The organism is Paraburkholderia solitsugae, assembly GCF_013177695.1.
Lineage (GTDB): Bacteria > Pseudomonadota > Gammaproteobacteria > Burkholderiales > Burkholderiaceae > Paraburkholderia > Paraburkholderia solitsugae.
On sequence record NZ_WOEY01000173.1, the window covers coordinates 13,799 to 32,856 of the forward strand.

17 protein-coding genes are annotated in these 19,058 nt (G+C 62.3%); 10 read left to right on the forward strand and 7 right to left on the reverse strand.

Annotation, left to right across the window (positions count from 1 at the left end):
* Positions 1–89: 89 nt before the first annotated feature.
* Positions 90–1,169 (forward strand): hypothetical protein, encoded by a 1,080-nt coding sequence (locus GNZ12_RS41860; protein ID WP_172318574.1) that lies wholly within the window; start codon positions 90–92, stop codon positions 1,167–1,169.
* A gap of 172 nt (positions 1,170–1,341) precedes the next feature.
* On the forward strand, positions 1,342–2,865 hold the full coding sequence (locus GNZ12_RS41865) for a CoA-acylating methylmalonate-semialdehyde dehydrogenase (RefSeq protein ID WP_172318576.1): 1,524 nt from the start codon (positions 1,342–1,344) through the stop codon (positions 2,863–2,865).
* Between the two features lie 103 nt (positions 2,866–2,968).
* On the opposite strand, the gene GNZ12_RS41870 is transcribed toward GNZ12_RS41865, so the two are convergent.
* From GNZ12_RS41870 to GNZ12_RS41900, 7 genes are all read right to left on the reverse strand, one after another.
* A complete protein-coding gene (locus GNZ12_RS41870; protein ID WP_172318578.1) occupies positions 2,969–4,333 on the reverse strand; it encodes a glutamine synthetase family protein in 1,365 nt (454 codons plus the stop codon).
* 104 nt (positions 4,334–4,437) lie between these two features.
* Positions 4,438–4,614 (reverse strand): hypothetical protein, encoded by a 177-nt coding sequence (locus tag GNZ12_RS41875; RefSeq protein ID WP_172318580.1) that lies wholly within the window; start codon positions 4,612–4,614, stop codon positions 4,438–4,440.
* Between the two features lie 92 nt (positions 4,615–4,706).
* A complete protein-coding gene (locus GNZ12_RS41880; protein WP_172318582.1) occupies positions 4,707–6,047 on the reverse strand; it encodes an MFS transporter in 1,341 nt (446 codons plus the stop codon).
* A gap of 52 nt (positions 6,048–6,099) precedes the next feature.
* Complete coding sequence (locus GNZ12_RS41885) at positions 6,100–6,663, reverse strand: isochorismatase family protein (RefSeq protein ID WP_172318584.1); 564 nt, start codon at positions 6,661–6,663, stop codon at positions 6,100–6,102.
* 16 nt (positions 6,664–6,679) lie between these two features.
* Positions 6,680–7,147: a MarR family winged helix-turn-helix transcriptional regulator gene (locus tag GNZ12_RS41890; RefSeq protein ID WP_172318586.1), complete on the reverse strand. Its 468-nt coding sequence runs from the start codon at positions 7,145–7,147 to the stop codon at positions 6,680–6,682.
* A gap of 164 nt (positions 7,148–7,311) precedes the next feature.
* A complete protein-coding gene (locus GNZ12_RS41895; RefSeq protein ID WP_172318588.1) occupies positions 7,312–8,886 on the reverse strand; it encodes a tetratricopeptide repeat protein in 1,575 nt (524 codons plus the stop codon).
* Between the two features lie 61 nt (positions 8,887–8,947).
* Positions 8,948–9,679: an ArsR/SmtB family transcription factor gene (locus GNZ12_RS41900; RefSeq protein WP_172318590.1), complete on the reverse strand. Its 732-nt coding sequence runs from the start codon at positions 9,677–9,679 to the stop codon at positions 8,948–8,950.
* A 150-nt stretch (positions 9,680–9,829) separates the two neighbouring features.
* Here GNZ12_RS41900 and GNZ12_RS41905 point away from each other — a divergent pair, with 150 nt between their 5' ends.
* The 8 genes from GNZ12_RS41905 (at position 9,830) to GNZ12_RS41940 (ending at position 18,817) form a co-directional block, all read left to right on the forward strand.
* Entirely contained in the window at positions 9,830–11,209 is a 1,380-nt protein-coding gene (locus tag GNZ12_RS41905; protein ID WP_235994079.1) for an MFS transporter, read from the forward strand.
* Between the two features lie 240 nt (positions 11,210–11,449).
* Positions 11,450–12,181 (forward strand): sulfite exporter TauE/SafE family protein, encoded by a 732-nt coding sequence (locus tag GNZ12_RS41910; protein ID WP_172318594.1) that lies wholly within the window; start codon positions 11,450–11,452, stop codon positions 12,179–12,181.
* A 246-nt stretch (positions 12,182–12,427) separates the two neighbouring features.
* Positions 12,428–12,637: a DUF3311 domain-containing protein gene (locus tag GNZ12_RS41915; protein WP_172318596.1), complete on the forward strand. Its 210-nt coding sequence runs from the start codon at positions 12,428–12,430 to the stop codon at positions 12,635–12,637.
* Positions 12,638–12,655: 18 nt separating this feature from the next.
* On the forward strand, positions 12,656–14,041 hold the full coding sequence (locus tag GNZ12_RS41920; protein ID WP_172318598.1) for a sodium:solute symporter family protein: 1,386 nt from the start codon (positions 12,656–12,658) through the stop codon (positions 14,039–14,041).
* 38 nt (positions 14,042–14,079) lie between these two features.
* The gene (locus GNZ12_RS41925; RefSeq protein ID WP_172318600.1) at positions 14,080–15,741 is read left to right on the forward strand and encodes an amidohydrolase; all 1,662 of its coding nucleotides are present in this window, start codon (positions 14,080–14,082) and stop codon (positions 15,739–15,741) included.
* Positions 15,734–16,699, forward strand: coding sequence for a CobW family GTP-binding protein (locus GNZ12_RS41930; protein ID WP_172318602.1), 966 nt, complete (start codon positions 15,734–15,736; stop codon positions 16,697–16,699). The genes GNZ12_RS41925 and GNZ12_RS41930 overlap by 8 nt, the downstream gene beginning before the upstream one ends.
* A gap of 278 nt (positions 16,700–16,977) precedes the next feature.
* Entirely contained in the window at positions 16,978–17,382 is a 405-nt protein-coding gene (locus tag GNZ12_RS41935; protein ID WP_172318604.1) for a nuclear transport factor 2 family protein, read from the forward strand.
* 19 nt (positions 17,383–17,401) lie between these two features.
* Positions 17,402–18,817: an NAD(P)/FAD-dependent oxidoreductase gene (locus tag GNZ12_RS41940; protein WP_172318606.1), complete on the forward strand. Its 1,416-nt coding sequence runs from the start codon at positions 17,402–17,404 to the stop codon at positions 18,815–18,817.
* The last annotated feature ends 241 nt before the right edge of the window (positions 18,818–19,058 follow it).

The window sequence follows — 19,058 nt, forward strand, 5'->3', positions numbered from 1 at the left end:
ATTTGAAGAGAAGGCCAATGCCGTTGCCACATGAACCGTCGAGCGGTCCCTCAGTTGGTCCATCAGGCGCTGCTGAGGGGTTGACCCGCATGTCGAATGACCCGGCTATCAGTCCGGGCGACGCCGCGCAGAAAAGCGCCCTGAAACAGGGCGTATTCCTGCACACGGGTTGGCGCAGCGCAGGAACGTGGATCTGGTCGCGTCTGCGCGCACTCGATTCCGTCACTGGGTTCTATGAACCGTTTAGCAACGTGCTCGCCGATCTGAGCCTCGCGGACGTTTCCGCGTCCCGTCCTACGCTGACCTCTGGACACCCGCCGCTTGCCGCGCCGTATTTCGAAGAATACCGGCCGTTTCTCCAGGAGCGCGCGCGCGGTGTAGCCGGATACAGGAAGCGCTTCGGCACCGATCGCTTCTCCCCTGCACCCGACGCGGAATTCCCCGCATTGCAGGCCTATCTGGCCAACCTGTGCGAGCGTACCGCTGAGCACGGTAGCGTACCCGTCTTCAAGTTTTGCCGTTCGTCAGGCCGGTTGCCGTGGCTCAAGCGTGCATTCCCGCAAGTCATGCATGCGGCGGTGCTGCGAAATCCCGCATCGCAGTTTGCCTCTGGGTGGCTGCTCAATCAGCAATGGAGCAATCCGTTCTTCGTGGCCGCGCCGTTTCGCGTGCTGGGTCTGAACCAGTCGGAACCCTTGGTCCGGCAGGCCATCGAAATCTGCGGCGTGAGCTTGCCGCCCGCTGTGCCGGTTTCGGATGACGCCTACGCCGTGGCGTGCGAGCACTATGCGCGCACGGCGGAAGGCAACAACGCATATCGGGCGTTCATCGCGTTGTGGATGCTCTGTGCGTCGCGTATGGCGGATGGCGTCGATCTGATGATCGACGTCGACCGGTTGGGGCAGTCGCGCGAGTATGCGGCAGAATTGCGCGCCGGGTTCCAGGCGCAGAGCGGATTGGTGCCTGACTTCGGCAGCGCGCGCGATCTGGTCGAGGAAACGCGTCGCAGCGCGGCGCGCATGGTCGGGATCGACGGCCGGTCGATGCGGGCCGTTCATTCCGCGGCGCTGAAGTTCCTCAAGACGCAGAACGGAGCCGACGCCGGTTTTATCGAACTCGTCCGCGAGAAGATGGTGCTGGCCAACGAATTGACCGAGCAATGGCGCTGAGTTGGGCGTCCTTTCCTGATACTGCTCCGACCTCACCGACCAATACAGTTGCCGCGCGAAAATCAATACAGTGAGGCGCGGTTTTATTGTGCTGTATCGGGAATATGGCCGGCGCCGTCGATACAGTTGGCAGGTCAACTCTTGCGGCCTATCCCGAACACGAGGTAACGAAATGAATGCAGTGAACGAACAAGCGAAGTTGTCGGTGCAGCAACTGGGCCACTACATCGGCGGCGCGCCGGCTGCATCAACCAGCGGCCGCTTCAAGGACGTGTTCAATCCCGCCACCGGCCAGGTGACCGGTTCGGTCGCTCTGGCGTCGGTCGAGGAAGTGGACGCGGCGGTCAAGGCCGCGAAGGCCGCTTTTCCCGCCTGGAGCGAAACCGCGCCGCTCAAGCGCGCCCGCATTCTGTTCAAGTTCAAGGAACTGCTGAACAAGCATCACGACGAACTCGCGATGCTGATCACGCGTGAACACGGCAAGGTGTTCACGGACGCGCAAGGCGAAGTGGTCCGCGGCATCGAAGTCGTCGAATTCGCCTGTGGCATTCCGAACCTCCTGAAGACCGATTTCACCGACCAGATCGGCGGCGGGATCGACAACTGGAATCTGCGTCAGGCGCTGGGCGTGGTGGCAGGGATCACGCCGTTCAATTTCCCGGTGATGGTGCCGATGTGGATGTTCCCGGTTGCGCTTGCCTGCGGCAACACGTTTGTGCTGAAGCCGTCGGAGCGTGATCCGTCGGCGTCGTTGCGCATTGCCGAACTGCTGAAGGAAGCCGGTTTGCCTGACGGCGTGTTCAACGTCGTGAACGGCGACAAGGTGGCCGTGGATGCGCTGATCGAACACCCCGACGTCGCGGCGCTGTCGTTTGTCGGGTCCACGCCGATCGCCGAGTACATCTATACGGAAACATCGAAGCGCGGCAAGCGCGTGCAGGCGCTCGGCGGCGCGAAGAATCATCTGGTGGTGATGCCGGACGCCGATCTGGACCAGGCTGTCGACGCCTTGATTGGCGCCGCGTACGGTTCGGCGGGCGAGCGCTGCATGGCGATCTCGGTTGCGGTGGCGGTTGGCAATGTCGCTGATGAACTGATCGAGCGCCTGGTGCCGCGCGTGAAGTCGCTGGTGATCAAGAACGGCGAGAACCTCGACGCTGAAATGGGTCCGTTGGTTACAGCCGAGCATAAGGCCAAGGTGGCCGGCTATATCGACTCGGGCGTGGCGGAAGGCGCGAAGCTGATCGTCGATGGCCGCGCGCATCCGGTCACGAACGCAGACGGCTTCTTCATCGGCGGTACGCTGTTCGACCAGGTCGGCACGGAGATGAAGATCTACAAGGAAGAAATCTTCGGCCCGGTGCTGGCGGTGGTGCGCGTGCCCGATTTTGCGAGTGCGGTCGAGTTGATCAATGCGCACGAGTTTGGTAACGGCGTGTCGCTCTTCACGTCGGATGGCGGTGTGGCGCGCGCGTTCGGCCGGCAGATTCAGGTGGGCATGGTCGGCATCAACGTGCCGATTCCGGTGCCGATGGCATGGCACTCGTTCGGCGGCTGGAAGCGTTCGCTGTTCGGCGATCACCACGCGTATGGCGAAGAAGGCGTGCGTTTCTACACGCGCTACAAGAGCATCATGCAGCGCTGGCCGGATAGCATCGCGAAGGGTGCCGAGTTCACGATGCCGGTGGCGAAGTAAGCAATAGAGCAGTGTTGCCGTAGTTAAAAAGCCGCGCCTGATTTCAGGCGCGGCTTTTTTGCAATGAATCAGCAGTGTGCACGCGGCACGCAGTGACAAACAATCAAGCCTGGTTCAGATACCAGCGCCAGTCCTGCTCACCGACTTCGCCCATGAACTGCCGGTACTCGGCGCGCTTGATCGCGAGAAACACCTTAAGGAATTTTGCGCCAAATACGTCCCTCGCCCAGTCTGACTGTTCGAGCGCGTTCAAGGCGCTCAACCAGTCGGTCGGCAGCAGTGTGGTGGCTTGCGCATAACCGTTGCCTTCGATCGGCGCGCCCGGGTCGAGGCGTTCGCGAATGCCGTGGTGCGAGGCCGCGAGAATGGCCGCGGCAGCGAGATACGGATTCGCATCGGCGCCGCACACGCGATGCTCGACGTGCCGGCTCGGCGCCGGACCGCCCGGCACGCGAAGGCTGACTGTGCGGTTATCGACGCCCCATGTCGGCGTGCACGGCGCGTAGCTGTTTGCCTGGAAGCGGCGATACGAGTTCGCGTTCGGGCAGAACATCAGCATCGAATCGAGCAGACCGTGCAACATGCCGCCCACTGCCTGGCGCAGCAGTGGCGTGCCGGCTTTGTCTTCGGAGGCGAACAGGTTGTCGCCGGCTTCATTGGCGAGGCTCACGTGCATGTGCATGCCCGAACCTGCGATGTCGGCGAACGGCTTCGCCATGAAACATGCGTTCATGCCATGCGCGTTCGCGACTCCCTTGACGATGCGCTTGTAGCGCACGGCGTGATCCATCGCTTCGAGCGCGGGGCCGTGTTCGAGTGTGATCTCCACCTGGCCCGGCGCGTATTCGGAAATCGCGGTGCGTACCGGAATGTTCTGTTCGCGGCAGGCATCGTAGAGATCCTTCAGGAACGGTTCGATCTGTTCGAGTTCACGCAGGCCATACACCTGGGTCGTTCGCGGCCGGCGGCCGTCCGTATCGAGCGCGGGTTGCGGACGGCCCTGTGCATCGGGTTTTGCATCCAGCAGATAGAACTCGAGTTCACACGCCATCACCGGAAAGAAACCATCCGCTTGCAGACCGTCGACGATGCGCGCAAGCAGTTGCCGTGGATCGGCGACGCCGGCGGGCAGGCCTTCTTCGGGATGCATCTGAACCTGCACGGCGGCGGTCGGCATCTTGCGCCACGGCAGGCGCACGAGGCTGCCCGGCAGCGGATAGGCGCGGCAGTCGATATCGCCCACGTCCCAGACGAGGCCGCTGTCTTCGGTGTCGTCGCCGTTGATGGTCAGATTCATGATCGCGCTCGGCAGCGGCCGTCCGCTGCGATACACGGCAAGTAGTTCTTCACGATGAAGCAGCTTGCCGCGCGGCACGCCGGCGGCGTCGACGATAAAGAGTTCGATCAGATCGATATCGGGATACTGTTCGAGGAAACTCAGCGCTTCCTGTTCGTGGGCGAATTGCATGTCGGTTCTCTCTGCGCGTTGGCGCGTGCATCGTCCTCCGCATCAGGCGCGCGGAGTGACGAAAAAATCGGAAGAGCCGCGCGGATGGCGGCGCCGGATTCAGCTCAGGAGAGCGGATGCAGAGAGAACAGCGGGGGGCGTGCGTGACGGCAATGCCAGATCGCCCAGAAAGCGAGAATCACGTTCAGCAGGGGATTGAGGCGCGCCATGGCGAGGCGTGCATGCGCGCACGCCGGATCGGCGTGGCGGCTGCGGCTGAAAGACAATGCGGCGGGCTTCATGATGCACTTGAGTATAGCTGCGGGCCGGCGGCACTGCTCGACGAATTGACGGGGCGCTTCGTTGCGCTTCGGCGCGTTTCGCGCAGCGTTCCTCAAATCCCAGCGGATGTATCCTCTTCCGCTTCACTCAACACGGCATTCCGTACTGCCGTGACGGGGCTGACGTAAGGCGGCGCCTGGCGCGGGTCGTCGATGCTGTAGCGCAACCGGCCCGCTTCGACATACACGCGCAACTGACGATACTTCATCAGATAGATCAAGCCGACGATCGCCGCGGCGAAACCCGATGCAGCCCCGACGCCGAGTGCCCAACGCGGGCCGAAACGATCCGCGACCCAACCCACCACCGGCGCGCCGAGCGGCGTGCCGCCTAGCGCGATGGCCAGCAGGATCGCGATGACCCGGCCACGCATGGCCGGCTCGGTAGAGATTTGCACGAGGCTGTTTGTCGACGTGTTGAACGTCTGTGTCGCCACGCCAACCACGACGAGTGCCAGGCCGAACAATACGTAGTTCGGCATTAGCGCGGCGACCGTGCAGCCCACGCCAAAAACCGCCGCTGCGCCGAGCAGAAGAGCCATGCGAGGTTTCGCTCTGCGTGCGGCGAGCAGCGCACCGGTTACCGAACCGATTGCCATGGTCGAGCTCAGCACGCCGTATTGACTCGCACCCGCATGAAAGGCGGTGACCGACATGGTCGAGATGAAGATCGGGAAGTTCAGCCCGAACGTACCGATCAGAAACATCATCAACAGCGCGGCTTTCAGATCGGGACGGGTCCACACATACTTGAAGCCTTCCACGAAGCTGCCGCGCGTGCGTGTCGCATGTGGCTTCAAATTCAGTTCGCTGATGCGCAGCATGCGCAGCGAACCGAGCACGGCGACGAAGGAGAGCCCGTTGATCAGAAACACCCAGCCCGTGCCCACTGAGGCGATCAACAGCCCCGCGACGGCAGGCCCGATCATGCGCGCCGCGTTGAACGAGGTGGAGTTCAGCGCGACCGCGTTCGACAGATCGGCTTCTCTCACCAGATCGGAGACAAAGGTCTGACGCGCCGGTGAATCGAACGCGGTGACACAGCCGAGCAAGCCCGCAAACACATAGACCTGCCATAACTGCACGAGGCCGGTTACGGTGAGAATCCCGAGGCATAACGCCAACGTGCCCATTGCCGCCTGGGTGGCGAACAGCAGCTTGCGGCGGTCGAAATGATCGGCCGCATAGCCGGTTAGGGGCAGCAGGAGCATTTGCGGCCCGAACTGCAGCGACATCACAATGCCCACGGACGTTGCATTGTGATGCGTGAGTTCCGTGAGCACGAGCCAGTCCTGTGCCGTGCGCTGCATCCATGTCCCGATGTTAGAGGCGATCGCGCCGCTGGCCCAGACCCGGTAGTTGAACGTGCGCAGCGAACGGAATGTGCCACTCACTGGGACATCTCCGTGTGGACGATCCGCGCCGTGCATCGGTTCAAACGCGTGGTCATACGCGCGACCGTTCGAGCAGATCGAGGACGTCCTGCGTGGTGCCGGTTTCGCCGAGGCGCGGGAAGATTCGCGTGAGGCTGTTGGTGTGTGCGTCGAGGCTCATGTCCGTCATCGCATCGACTGCGAAGGTGATGTTGAAGCCGAGTTCGTGTGCGAAACGCGCGGTGGACTCGACGCCGATGCTGGTGGCCACGCCGACCAGCACGATCTGCGTAACGCCTTGTTTGCGCAGATACGCCTCGAGATCCGTGTTCGTGAACGCGCCCCAGGTGCGCTTGGTCACCTGATGATCCGACGGCTGCTGATTCAGTTCGGGAACGAGGTCCGCAAAGCCGGCGGGGAAGTCACCCGCGGGACGCGACTGTTCCGCGCGGCCGGGCGCACCGCCCGCCACATTGACGAGCACCACGGGCAGACCGTGACGGCGAAATGCATCGGCCAAGTCAGCGGAGCGTTTGACAATTTCGCCGGTGGGGTGGGCGGTAGGCAGCGCGACGATACCTTGTTGCAAATCGATGACGACCAATGCGGTCTTTGCGTCGAGCGTGGTGAGAGCCATGGTGTTTTCCTGGGAGTTACGAGTCGACGAGGCGTTTGAGCAGGTCGACGCCGATCGCGAGTTGTTTCTGTTCGGCAGCGGAGAAGCGGGTCTGCATCGTACGGAATAGCCAGTCTTCGCGGGCCGCGCGGCTTGCCTTGATCTTTTTGCGGAAGGCGGGCGTGAGGGAGAGAACGGTTTGCCGCCCGTCGTTCGGGTCCGGTGTGCCGCTCACGAGTCCGGCAGCTTTCAGAACCGAAAGCGTCTCGCCCATGGACTGCGGGCGCATACCCTGGAGGCGTGCGAGCGTAGTGACCGTTGCCGGACCTTCGCGTTCCAGCAGGCCGAGAACCTGCACCTGCGACGGCGTGAAATCGCCCACATGCGCTTCTTCTCGCAAGCGGCGGCGCAACTTGCCGATCAGCACGCGTAAGTCTTCCGCCGTTGCGTGCAGGGCGTCGGGGTCGGAGGGGGGGCGTGTGGGCTGAGTGTCGTTGCTGGACATACCGGCAGATGTGAAGGTTACCTTCGTAGATTGCCTTCGCATCTGCCGGGGGTCAAGTTGAAGGAATTGGGGGCGGAACGCGAGGTGAGTCGCGCATTCCATGTCTGGCGTAAGTGATCGAGGTGAAGCGCGGTCCGCGTCGGTGCGCCTTTAAGAACCCGGTTTCAAGGTGCAATCTGCGCGAAATCGGGCCAGCCCTCTTCAGGCGGAAGTCTGTCGTCGACCGCGAGGCCACGGCAACCCGCTGCCGGACCCGCCGCTGCAACGGTCTCGATTCCGCCATGACTGTCCGTTTTCGCGACATGGGTCGTTTTGGCTTGCATGGCGACACTGCAACCGAGCGCTTCGAGTAGCGAGGTGGAGTTAGTCGCGCGGCATTCATCGTGCAAGTTGTCGGCCCAATTCGCAAAGCCGAGGAGCTTGCTTCGCTCTTTCGGATCCCCGAACAGTTCGGCGTACCTGGCATACGCAAGACCCGCGTGTGTCGGATCCATCTCGATGGCGCTCACGTATTCGCGGCGCGCGCCCTTGTCATCGTCGAGCAGCTTGAGCGACTCCGCCAGATTGACGTGCGCCTCCTGGTAGTCCGGTTTCAGATAAACGGCTACGCGGAAATCGTCGCGCGCGTTGTGCAGGTCGGTTCTGGCTTCTGTGGAATGAAGATCCGGCACCCGTTTGGCGAGTGCCAGCCAGGCGCGGCCGATTGCATTGAACGCGGCTTCCCGCGACGAACGCAAGGCGATGGACCGGTCGAACGCGCCGATCGCCATCTTGTAGCAACCGAGCTCGCTGAGTGCGACCCCCCAGTTATAGAAACTCCACGACGACGGGTATTCGGCGGAGAGGCGGCTGGCCGCGTTGATTTCGCCGTTGTAATCGTGGTATGCCTCGTCGATCTTCGATAACGCGAGCAGGGCCCATTTGTAATTCGGCTGTTCGTCTCCGGCGTCGACAATGCTCGAAAATACCCGCTCAGCTTCGGAGAAATCGCAGGCCCCCTTGCCGGAATAGCAACGCGCCTGAGCTTCGGCGGACTCATACGACGCGTAGATATAAGGGCTGTGCTTCTTCAGCACGTCCAAGGCGAGATTGGAGAGATTCTGCTCCAGAACGGCGATCGAGCCTTCGGGCGTAGCAAAGCGATACACCGCGCCGCGCTCCGCCAGGACCAGATGCAAAACGTAGTGATCCGGGGTGCCGGTTACGCTGCCCGAGATGGTCGAGACCGGAAGCGGCAGCGCCTCGCGCACGTATTGCAGGATCGTCTTCGCGGAAATCGACGTGCCGGGCACCGAGAAATCCGGCATGTCGGAATCGAGCTTGATTTCTTCTTTGGCCGAGGCGGGTATCACGTCCGCCGCGCGCGCTTCGAGGGCGATCAGATGGCCCGCAACGAATGACTGGAACGCCTCGCTGGAATAGCCGATTCGGGTGAACGCCTCGGGCACGGTGATATTTTCGATGAGGGTCTCGCGTGCGAATACCAGCTTCCACAGCATGGCCCCGGCAAGACACGCGCCGATGAGCAGCAGCAGGTTCAGCGAAACCATGCGCAGGTCAGTCGTGAAGGTTGCGAGCTTCGCCAGGCGGCCTTGCTGCGCGGGACTCGCTTTCCTGAGCGTCGGCCCTGGTTTCTGTTCTGGCCCGGGTTGGGGTCCCGGACGCGGCTGATCGGTTGGCTTGACCGCTTTCAGATACGGGGGGCGATGAGCTCCGCGATGATGTTTCTGTGCGTGCACATTGCCTCCCCTCGGTGAGCCGGCATCAACAAAACGAACCGGCGCGGCGGGGATTTAACAATTAGGCGGGTGTAGCGGCGGTGTTTCCGGGGTTAGCTTCGCAAGCTTCGCGCACGATGCCGAAATGCTGGTTGAGGCCGTCCCAGCCGAGCGCCGTGACGGTTACCGACCGGGCGGCGGGCGACCTCTGCATCCAGCCCCATGCAAGGAAGGCGTCCATGAGCCGGGCGCCTAAGGGCCCGGCGACGTGATACTGCCGTTCGGTCCAGTCAAGACATTGGCGCGCATGTTCCGCGTGGTCGAACGCCGGATCTCCCATGTCGATGCCGAGATGCTGCAGCCACGCGCGGCCGGACGCGGTGAGGGCGTACTGGCGCTCGGCCGCCTCGACAATGAAGCCCCGCATGAGCATGCTTTGCGTCACCTCGACGCCGATTTGACCTGCGAGGTGGTCGTAGCAGCAGCGCGCGAAGCGAAGCGCCTGGGCCGCGCGATTGGGCGTATTGCGCCAGGCCGGAGTGACCGGCCCAACCGACGCGAGGCTTTCAAGCACGTGCGAAACGTGTGCGCCGGCGAGCCGGTAATAGCGATGCCGGCCCTTGCTTTCGACGCTCAGCAAGCCACCGTCGAGCAGCTTGGCGAGGTGTGAACTGGCGGTCTGCGCGGTTACGCCGGCCGCTTCCGCAAGCGCGCTGGCCGACAGGGCGCTGCCGTCGGCCAGCGTGATCAGCATCACCGAGCGAACCGGCTCGGCGATCAGGTGAGCAACGCTCGAAATATTGTGCTGGCCCATTTATTCGCAGCCTCCGTCATTGATGCGCGTTTGATGCCCGCTGGCGGTCGAAGAAAACCGTTCGGTTGCACACTTCGATACAGCCCGAAGCATTCTCGGTGCGAGCCGCCTTATAGTCAACGGCGAACCGATAACCAGGGGTTGGAACTCTTGAACAATGAACGTGAATATCAGAAGCGGGTGTTGACCGCGACGAGCCTCAGCTACGTCATTGTCATACTGGACACATCGATCGTAAACGTCGCGCTGGAGCCGGTTGCGGCCAGTCTGGGCTCGGATATCTCCGGCCTGCAATGGGTGGTCAACGCCTATACGCTGACATTTGCCAGTCTGCTGCTGAGCGGCGGCGCTTTAGGCGACCGGATCGGCGCGAAAACCGCTTATCTCGCCGGATTGCTGGTTTTCGCCTGCGCCTCGGCGTTATGTGGATTGGCGCCGGATCTGCAGATTCTGGTTGCCGCGCGGATCTTGCAGGGCGTCGGCGCGGCATTATTGGTCCCGTGTTCGCTGACCCTTATCAATCATGCTTTTCCGGTTGCACGGCAGCGCGCCAGTGCAATCGGCGTGTGGGCCGGATGCGGCGGTATTGCGATGGCGGCGGGGCCGCTGGCCGGTGGTCTGCTGATTCATCTGCTGGGCTGGCGCAGCATTTTTCTGGTGAACGTGCCGATCGCGCTGATCGGTGCCTGGCTGACGACGCGCGTCGAATCGGTCCGTCCGGCCGCGTCGGGCCGGCCGATGGATATCGCCGGTCAGATGCTCGCTATCGTGGCGCTCGGCGCGTCGGTCGCCGTGTTGATCGAGGGGGCGAAGCTCGGGTGGCACGTGGGCGCCATCCGTGCAGGCGCCGTGGTCGCGCTCGCCGCCTGGATTGCGTTCGTGTGGGTCGAGACAAAACGCAAACAGCCGATGCTGCCGCTAGGCTTCTTTCGGAGTCCGGTGTTTTCGGCATCGGCGTTCGTTTCGCTGATTTCCGGCCTGATTTTTTACGGGTTGTTTTTCCTGCTGAGCCTGTACTTCCAGTCTGCTCGCGGATGGACACCGTTGCAGACCGGCCTGGCATTCCTGCCGTTGACCGTGATGGTGACCCTCGGCAGCTTCGTATCCGGCGCGCTGAACCGGGCGTGTGGCGCGCACCGGCTCGTCTGCGGTGGCTTCCTGTTATATGCACTCGGTTTTGCCGGGCTTGTCGCGCTAGCGGACGATGCGCCGTATTGGCGTATTGCGCTTTGCTGCCCGGCTGTGGGTTTCGGGGCGGGGGTGATTACGCCGGCAGCGACCGCCGCGTTGATGGCGGGGGTGGACAAGGCGCGCGCCGGCGTCGCGGCGGGCGTGCTCAACGCGAGCCGGCAGACAGGGTCTGCATTTTGCGTCGCGATCTTCGGCGCGCTGATGAGCGCGATCCAGCCGCTCGACACGGGCATTCGCATGGCGGTCTATCTGGCGATCGGCCTGTCGCTGCTCGCCGCGCTGGTCTGGGGCATCGCTTTGGCCGTGGCGACGCGTTATGCAGGCAGTGATGCCTGGTGAGTGCGGTCGGCCACGAAAAAGGGCAAAAAATGTAAGGTAAGCGCCCCTTTGCGAGTGCCATCGATAACGGGGCGTTCGGAGCGCCAGTCGCGGTTGGCACCATCGAAAGGACGCCGCTGGCACTACGCGCGCGTTAGGAATACTGCGACGATACCGGCCCTTCCCTGAAGATGTCGTCGTGCGCGAAACGTAGCAATCGATTTGACCTTCGATTCTCCGTCTATTGCGAACACACGACTCATGAATGTTGCCGATACTCCTTCCTTACTGGGGTGCCTCGCCCTGGTGACCCTGGTGGCGGGCATGGCAAAAGGTTTGACCGGTTTCGGCGGCGCGCTCGTCATGGCGCCGCTGTTCGGCCTGTTGATACCCGCGCCCGAAGCCGGCGTCCTCATCGTCCTGATCCATTTTGCGACCTCGCTGCAAGGTGTGCGCAGCTGGGCGAGCGCGGTGCGCTGGCGAACGGTGGTTCCACTCGCGCTGGTCGCCATGGTTTGCACCGCTGTCACGACACGGTGGATGGCAAGCGAGAACGCGGTGGAGCTTCGCCGGCTCGTAGCGGTCGCCGTTCTTGCCTCCACGGTGATGCACATGCGGGGCTGGCGCTGGCTTCACAATAGCGGCTGGCGACCGACCTTCACAGCAGGCGCAATGAGCGGCGCGCTGACCGCACTGGGCGGCATCGGCGGTCCGCCGGCTGTCTACTACTTCAACGGCATCGGCCAGGGGTCGACGCTGCGCGCCAATCTCCTCGCTTATTTTGCGGTGCTCTATGTGGGCGTGGTGGCCCTTTTTGTGGCCGAGCATCAGGTTCACACGCCCCAGCTCAGTTCGCTGGTGCTGCTCGTGCCGGTGTTCGTGCTCGGCGTCTGCCTGGGGGAGCGCCTGGGTCCACGCGTGCCGGTGCGCCGGCTCGAACATCTCGTGAGCGCTTTGTTGCTGTGTTCCGGGCTGGTCGCCCTAGTCACGTAAAAACGACTTTGCCATAGGCATAGGAGCGGGCGCAATGTCTGCTCAGGGTCCCGCATGTGGACCAGGCGATTTATTATCGCTGGTACTAGTCAGGTGCATTTTCGGCCACCGATACTGAATTTGTCTGCCTTGGCCGCCGTGCCACCTCCGCTCGCCGCTGACTGCTACCACCCGGTCCGGTCTTTCAATGGCAGGCGGATTCAGCAGACATGATTTCATCGATCAAAAAAAGCAGACGGAGACTCCATGCTCAAGTTCCTGATTGGGATCGGCATCCCCTATATCGGTGTGATAGGCCTGCTGCCCTGGGTCGCTTCGGTCGATCGATTCGTCCTCGGTGTGCCGTTCATCTATGCGTGGATTTTCGCGTGGTTTGTCCTGACGTCGATCTGCCTGCAGGTGTGCTGGCATCTGTTCGATCGTCCCGCGGACGATGCCCCTCCGCAAACCCACTGACGCAGCAGGAGAGCCAGGATGTCCACCGTTGTCTTTCTCGGTTTTATTCTCTTCTCGCTGTATCTGGCGATACGGTCCAAAAAAGGGCATGGCGCGCAAAGCGTTCATGACTTCTTTGTCGCGTCCCGGCAGTTTGGCGCGTATCTGGTCTTTTTCCTCGCCGCGGGCGAAATCTACAGTATTGGCACGATGGTCGGCTTTCCAGGCGGCATCTATGCCAAGGGGCCAACCTATGGGGTCTGGTTCCTGGGATATATCCTGCTGGCGTATCCCGTCGGCTATTTCATCGGACCGAAAATCTGGGAGGCCGGCAAACGCTACAACGCCATTACGCTGCCCGATCTGTTCAAAGGCTATTTCGGCAACCGTGCGCTGGAGGTGATCGTCGGCGGATCGGCGATCCTGTTTTTGCTGCCCTGGGGCGAGTTGCAATTCACGGGGCTTGTTGCGGCGTTCAAGGGCCTCGGCTGGAATTTCCAGCCGCTCTATCTGATTCTGATCTCAGCGATGCTGGCATTCACCTATATCGCCATTTCCGGGGTGCGGGCGTCGGCGTACATTGCGATCCTGAAGGACGTGCTGATGGTCGCGGCGATCGTGATCACCGGGCTGGCGGTCTCGTGGCAAGCCGGCGTCACGGAAGTTTTTCACGCCGCGAGCCTGCACGTCAGCAACAGCATGAATGCCAGTCAACTGACGTTTTCGATGAGCACGATGCTGTTCCAGTCGTTAGGGTTCTACGTGATGCCGTTCGCCGTGCAGGTTTTCTTCACGGCCACCAGTCCGAACACGATCCGGCGTACCCAGGTCGCCATGCCGCTGTACATGCTGATGTATCCGTTTCTGGTCATTGCTTCGTACTACGCGATCAGTCAGAACCTGCACCTTGCGTCGCCGAATGAAGCCTTCTTTGCGGCGGCGATCCGGCTGCTGCCAGGCTGGTTGCTGGGTCTGGTCGCGGCCGGCGCCGCGCTCTCCGGCCTGCTGGTGCTGACGGGCATCTGCCTCGCCATCGGCCCGCTCGTGACGCGCAATCTGTTGCCGAAGATGCCCGAGAGCAAGCAGAAAGCCACCGCGAAAACGGTGATCGTCATTTACCTGCTGGTCTCGATCGTGATGACCTTGCTGACGCCGAATCTGATGCTCACGCTGATCAATACCGCGTACTACGGTGTGACCCAGTTTTTCCCCGGCGTGATGATCATTCTGTTTTCGCTTCGAGTCAAACCGTCCGCCGTTGCAACGGGTATTCTGACCGGGCAGATACTCGCGATCATCCTTTACCTCTTTCATGCCGAGCTCGGTGGATTCAACCTGGGCCTGCTGTGTCTCGTGATCAATATCGCGGTGACCGCCGTGCTGAATCATGGTTGGAAGCGTAAGCCGGTGCATGCTTTGTCCTGACCGTTCGGACTGCGTCCTAAACCCATTAACACTTATCTATGAATCAGATTGAACGAGGTCCCATCACCGTCTTCGTCGCCAGAAAGATTCTGACGATGAATCCGGCTCAACCGCACGCCACGCATGTTGCCGTGCGAGACGGCAGAATTCTCTCCGTCGGCACGCTGGAAGACGTCAGCCGGTGGGGCGAGGCTGAGATCGTCGATACGTTCAAGGACAAGGTGTTGATGCCGGGTCTCGTCGAGGGGCATTGCCATCTGATGGAAGGCGCGATGTGGGACGCCGTGTATCTCGGCTACTACGACCGGCGCGGCCCCGACGGCAAGGTGTGGCGAGGTCTGAAAACGCTGGACGAGGTGATCGAGCGGCTGGCCGTTGCGCAACGCGCCATGACGGACGCGACGGCACCGCTGCTTGCATGGGGCTTCGATCCGATTTTCTTCGGCGAGAGCCGCTTGTCGGTCAAGGAACTCGATACCGTTTCGACTCGCCGGCCCATTGTCGTGCTGCACGCGAGTGTGCACCTGATGAACGTCAACTCCGCCATGCTGGCGCTCGCCGCTATCGACGAGAACACCGACATCGATGGGATCGATAAAGACAAAGCGGGCCAGCCAACCGGCGAGTTGCAGGAATTCGCCGCCATGTTCCCCGTGTACCAGGTGATCGGCAGCCAGCTTTCCATTGCGGCGAGTGAAAAGACCGAGGCCATCTGGAATTTCGGCAAGGTCGCGCAACTCGCCGGCGTGACGACCGCGACGGACCTGGTCAACGATCTGTCGGCGCTGGGCAATCGCAATCTGCGTGAAGTCACGGCGGATCCGCAGTATCCGGTCAGGATCGTGCCCGCGTTTGCGCCGCAGCGAAGCCCCGAGGGCGGCGTCGAAAAAGTACTGTCGGCCATCAGCGACAGCACCGAAAAGTTGAGATTCGGCCCGATCAAGTTCATTGTCGATGGGTCGATTCAGGGGTTCACGGCGCGGCTGAAATGGCCGGGTTATGTCGGCGGACAGCCGAACGGCTTGTGGCTGATTCCGCCCAGCCAGTTGGAGGAGGTCTTCACGCCGTTTCATCGCGCCGGGCTGCAACTCCATATTCATACCAATGGCGATGAAGCCACCGAGGTCGTATTGAACGCCCTCGAGAAGATGCTCGACACCTGTCCGCGCAGCGATCACCGCCACACGCTGCAGCACTGTCAGATGGCCGACGCGAGCCAGTTGGCCCGCGCGGCGAAACTCGGCATGTGCATCAACTTTTTCTCCAACCATATCTACTACTGGGGCGACGCTCATTACGCGCAGACCATGGGTCCCGACCGGGCGAACCGGATGAACGCGGCGGGATCGGCGCGGCGTCTGGGCATTCCCTTTGCCTTTCATTCGGATGCGCCGATCACGCAGTTGAGCCCGCTGTTTACCGCCTGGTGCGCGGTGCAGCGCAAGACCGCCAGCGGTCGTGTGCTGGGCGCGAGCGAGTGCATCCCCGTGGCGGACGCGTTGCGCGCGATCACGCTGGGTGCGGCCTATACGCTCAAGATGGACCATCTGATCGGCAGTATCGAGGTGGGCAAATTCGCGGACTTCGCCGTGCTGGCGGACGACCCGACCGAGGTCGCGGCCGAGCGATTGAAGGACGTCGAAGTGTGGGGCACGGTGCTGGGCGGGCGTGTGTTTCAGTCGCCGGGAAAAAATGAATGATGCTGCGGCCGGGCGCGCCCGGCCACCCATTCCACTGGTCGTGCTCGGCGGCTATCTGGGCGCCGGCAAGACGACTTTGCTCAACCATGTGCTCTCGAATGCGGGTCAGCGCCGGGTGGCGGTGCTGGTCAACGATTTCGGCGATATTAATATCGACGCCGCGCTGATCCGCGAACGCACCGACGATGTCATCAACCTGGAGAACGGCTGCGTCTGCTGCTCCATCGGTGGCCGCCTGGTGGACGCGCTCGTGGCAATCAGCGCGCGTCCCGAGCGCCCCGAGTTGTTGGTCATCGAAGCCAGTGGCGTGTCCGACCCCGTGAAGATCGCGCAGATCGGTTTGCTCGACCGGAGCTTCAGGTTGGTCGGGATTATCGTGGCAGTCGATACGGAGCGGATCGGCGCCACGTTGCGCGATCCGTATGTCGGGGATATCGTGCGCCGGCAGATCGCGGGCGCCACGGCGCTCGTGCTCACCAAGACCGACCTCGTCACTGGACAGGAAAAAGCGGTGGCGACAGAAGCGGTGTCGTCGCTGGCGACCACGGCCATCTTGCTCGACTCGGCAAACGGATCCATCCCGCTGGAGTTGATCTTCGACGCGAGTGTCGCGCCTCGTCATCGTACCGGTGAGCAGGCCCTCGCGGCGGGCGAGCGTTTCAATAGTCATCAGGATATCTGCAGCTTTTCCTTTCGATCGGACTTCCGCCTCGACAGGAAAAAACTCAGAGAGGTGTTTCGCGGCCTCTCTGTTCCGCTATTGAGAGCGAAGGGCATCGTCTGGCTTGATCAGGATGCTTCTCCGCAGGAGCTCCATGTGGTCGGTGGTCGCATTCTGATCACGCCCTTTGCGGGGCACGCTGCGGCCGAGTCGACGATCGTCCTGATTGGCCGTTTCACCGACGAAGACGAGCGTACCGTGAAGCGCTGCCTCGAAAGCACGCAAGCGTTGAACTAGCGCCAGCGTGCCGCGCTATTGGTGCGAATGACGCTAGTCGCACCACGCACCTCACGCACCCCAAGCACCCCAAGCACCCCAAGCACCCCAACGGCCTGCATCCGAAAACCTCGGTTCGAGGCCAGTCAACCCACGTGCCCTCGCCGCGCGCTGCACCAGGCGAAACCAGCGCACTGGCCCTACCGTGGAGGCCACCCCAAACTTACACTTTTCAGTGAGAGTTCGCCGTTCAGGCGAGCTCACGAGGCTTGGCCTAATTCACTGAGCAGGAGACATGCATGGCCACAACAGAAACGTCCGCAGGGAAGGCTACCGCGGACACGCTCGCCGCATTTTCCGATGCGTTCAACCGTCACGACGCGAATGCACTGATGAGCTTCATGACCGAAGACTGCGTGTTCGATGCCGCCGGTGGACGCGAAGTCTACGGTGCGCGTTTCGTGGGTCGCGACGCGGTGCGCGCCGCGTTCGAAACGGTCTTCAAAACCTTCCCGGATGCACATTGGGGGGAGGGCCGTCATTACGTCATAGGGGAACGTGGTGTGTCCGAATGGGTGTTCACGGGGACGCATGCGGAAGGCTGGCGCATCGAAGCGGAAGGGTGCGATCTCTTCGAGTTCCGCGATGGTCTGATCGCAGTCAAGCGCGCGTTCCGCAAGGAACGTCCGAAGCAGAACGTTTGACGCCGACGAGGAGCTTCACATGGCGCAAAGTGTTATCACACGGGTCGGCGAAGGTCTGTCTGCAGGGCCGGACAGCGCGACGCAATATGACCCGAGATACGACCCGCTGGTCTCGCCGGGGCCCGGGCACGGCAAGCAGTACGCTCCGACCTATTGGGCCGCGACTGCCGGCACGCCGCCGCCCGACGATGGTCCGATCACGAAAGACATCGACGTGGACGTGGCGATCATCGGCGCAGGGTATACGGGACTCGCGACGGCGCTTTGTCTCGCGCGCGACCATGGCATCAAGGCCGTGGTGCTCGAGGCCAACAAAACCAGTTGGGGCTGCAGCAGCCGCAATGGCGGACAAGGGCAGAATGCATCGGGTCGTCTGTCGCGTTCCCAATGGATCGAGCGCTGGGGTAAAGACGTCGCGTTGAAAATGCACGACGAGATCCAGGAAGGGTTCGACAACTTCAAGTCTCTGGTGGCCGAGATCGATTGCGATCCGCAGCCGGGCGGCCACTTTCTGATCGCGCATCGGCCGCGCATGATGGCCAAACTTGCCGCCGAAGCCAAAGTCTGGAAAGACGTGTTCGGCTACCCGTCCGAGCTCATCGATCAGGCCACGTTCCGCCGCGAGTACGTCAACGATAGCGAGGCAGCCGGCGCGCTTCACGAGCCCGAAGGCATCGGCATCCACGCGTTGAAACTCGCCTATGGCTATCTGCGGCTGGCACGCGAAGCGGGCGCGCGCGTCCATCCGGCGAGCCCGGTGATCGGCTGGGAAACGATCAACGGCATTCATCATCTGCGCACGCCGGGTGGCGTCGTGCGGGCCCGCTCCGTGGGTATCGCGACCGGCGCCTACACGGCGCCGAACCTTCATCCTTCGCTGACGAGCCGGGTGATGCCGATCCTGTCGAATTCGATGGTGACGCGTCCGCTCACGCAGCAGGAAATCGCCGCCTGCAATTTTCGAACGACCCAGGTGCTCACCGATACGCGCACCTTGCGTTTCTACTACCGCTTCCTGCCGGACAACCGGCTGCAGATCGGCAGCCGCAGCGCGATCACCGGAGCCGATGCACCGAATCCGCGCCATTACGAGTTGCTCGTCGAAGGGATGGGCCGCAAGTTCCCCGCGTTGCGCGGTGTCCAGATCGACTATTCATGGTGGGGCTGGGTGGATGTGAGCCACGACATGATGCCGCGCGTGTGCCAGCCGGATCCGAAGCAGTCGGTGTTTTACGCTCTGGGCTATGGCGGCAACGGCGTGTCCTATTCCCAGCAGGCGGGGCGCAGGCTCGCCGAACGGATAGCGGGTAAAGGGGCGAAGCAGACGCTGCCGATTTTCACTTCTCCGTTGCCCGGTCATCCGTTCGCGCCGTTCCGTCGTATCGGACAACGGATGCTCTACCAACTGTATTTCCGGCGCGACGAAAAACCTTGAACGCGGCCTGCGTGCCGCGCCACCCGCGGCACGTGATTCGCCGGTCGTCGTGCCTCACGCGCACGGCGTTGCGCAGCCAGACAGGTCTGCGCGTTAAGTCATAAGAAAAAACACACTATAGCGAGGCGCATACGCGTCCTCACTCGATCCGAATTGACGGCGCTCAGGTTGCGGGAATGCACGCAGCCCTGCATGCAGCCCCGCGCGACCGGCGCCGGCATCAACAGGATGTGGAGGTGAC

Excerpts from the sequence above, each read along its gene's own strand:
- GNZ12_RS41885 (WP_172318584.1), bottom strand. The coding sequence starts at position 6,663 with ATGGCTCTCACCACGCTCGACGCAAAGACCGCATTGGTCGTCATCGAT.
- GNZ12_RS41900 (WP_172318590.1), bottom strand. The coding sequence starts at position 9,679 with ATGGGCCAGCACAATATTTCGAGCGTTGCTCACCTGATCGCCGAGCCG.
- GNZ12_RS41870 (WP_172318578.1), bottom strand. The coding sequence starts at position 4,333 with ATGCAATTCGCCCACGAACAGGAAGCGCTGAGTTTCCTCGAACAGTAT.
- GNZ12_RS41860 (WP_172318574.1), top strand. The coding sequence starts at position 90 with ATGTCGAATGACCCGGCTATCAGTCCGGGCGACGCCGCGCAGAAAAGC.
- GNZ12_RS41875 (WP_172318580.1), bottom strand. The coding sequence starts at position 4,614 with ATGAAGCCCGCCGCATTGTCTTTCAGCCGCAGCCGCCACGCCGATCCG.
- GNZ12_RS41865 (WP_172318576.1), top strand. The coding sequence starts at position 1,342 with ATGAATGCAGTGAACGAACAAGCGAAGTTGTCGGTGCAGCAACTGGGC.
- GNZ12_RS41910 (WP_172318594.1), top strand. The coding sequence starts at position 11,450 with ATGAATGTTGCCGATACTCCTTCCTTACTGGGGTGCCTCGCCCTGGTG.
- GNZ12_RS41940 (WP_172318606.1), top strand. The coding sequence starts at position 17,402 with ATGGCGCAAAGTGTTATCACACGGGTCGGCGAAGGTCTGTCTGCAGGG.
- GNZ12_RS41935 (WP_172318604.1), top strand. The coding sequence starts at position 16,978 with ATGGCCACAACAGAAACGTCCGCAGGGAAGGCTACCGCGGACACGCTC.
- GNZ12_RS41890 (WP_172318586.1), bottom strand. The coding sequence starts at position 7,147 with ATGTCCAGCAACGACACTCAGCCCACACGCCCCCCCTCCGACCCCGAC.
- GNZ12_RS41925 (WP_172318600.1), top strand. The coding sequence starts at position 14,080 with ATGAATCAGATTGAACGAGGTCCCATCACCGTCTTCGTCGCCAGAAAG.
- GNZ12_RS41920 (WP_172318598.1), top strand. The coding sequence starts at position 12,656 with ATGTCCACCGTTGTCTTTCTCGGTTTTATTCTCTTCTCGCTGTATCTG.
- GNZ12_RS41930 (WP_172318602.1), top strand. The coding sequence starts at position 15,734 with ATGAATGATGCTGCGGCCGGGCGCGCCCGGCCACCCATTCCACTGGTC.
- GNZ12_RS41915 (WP_172318596.1), top strand. The coding sequence starts at position 12,428 with ATGCTCAAGTTCCTGATTGGGATCGGCATCCCCTATATCGGTGTGATA.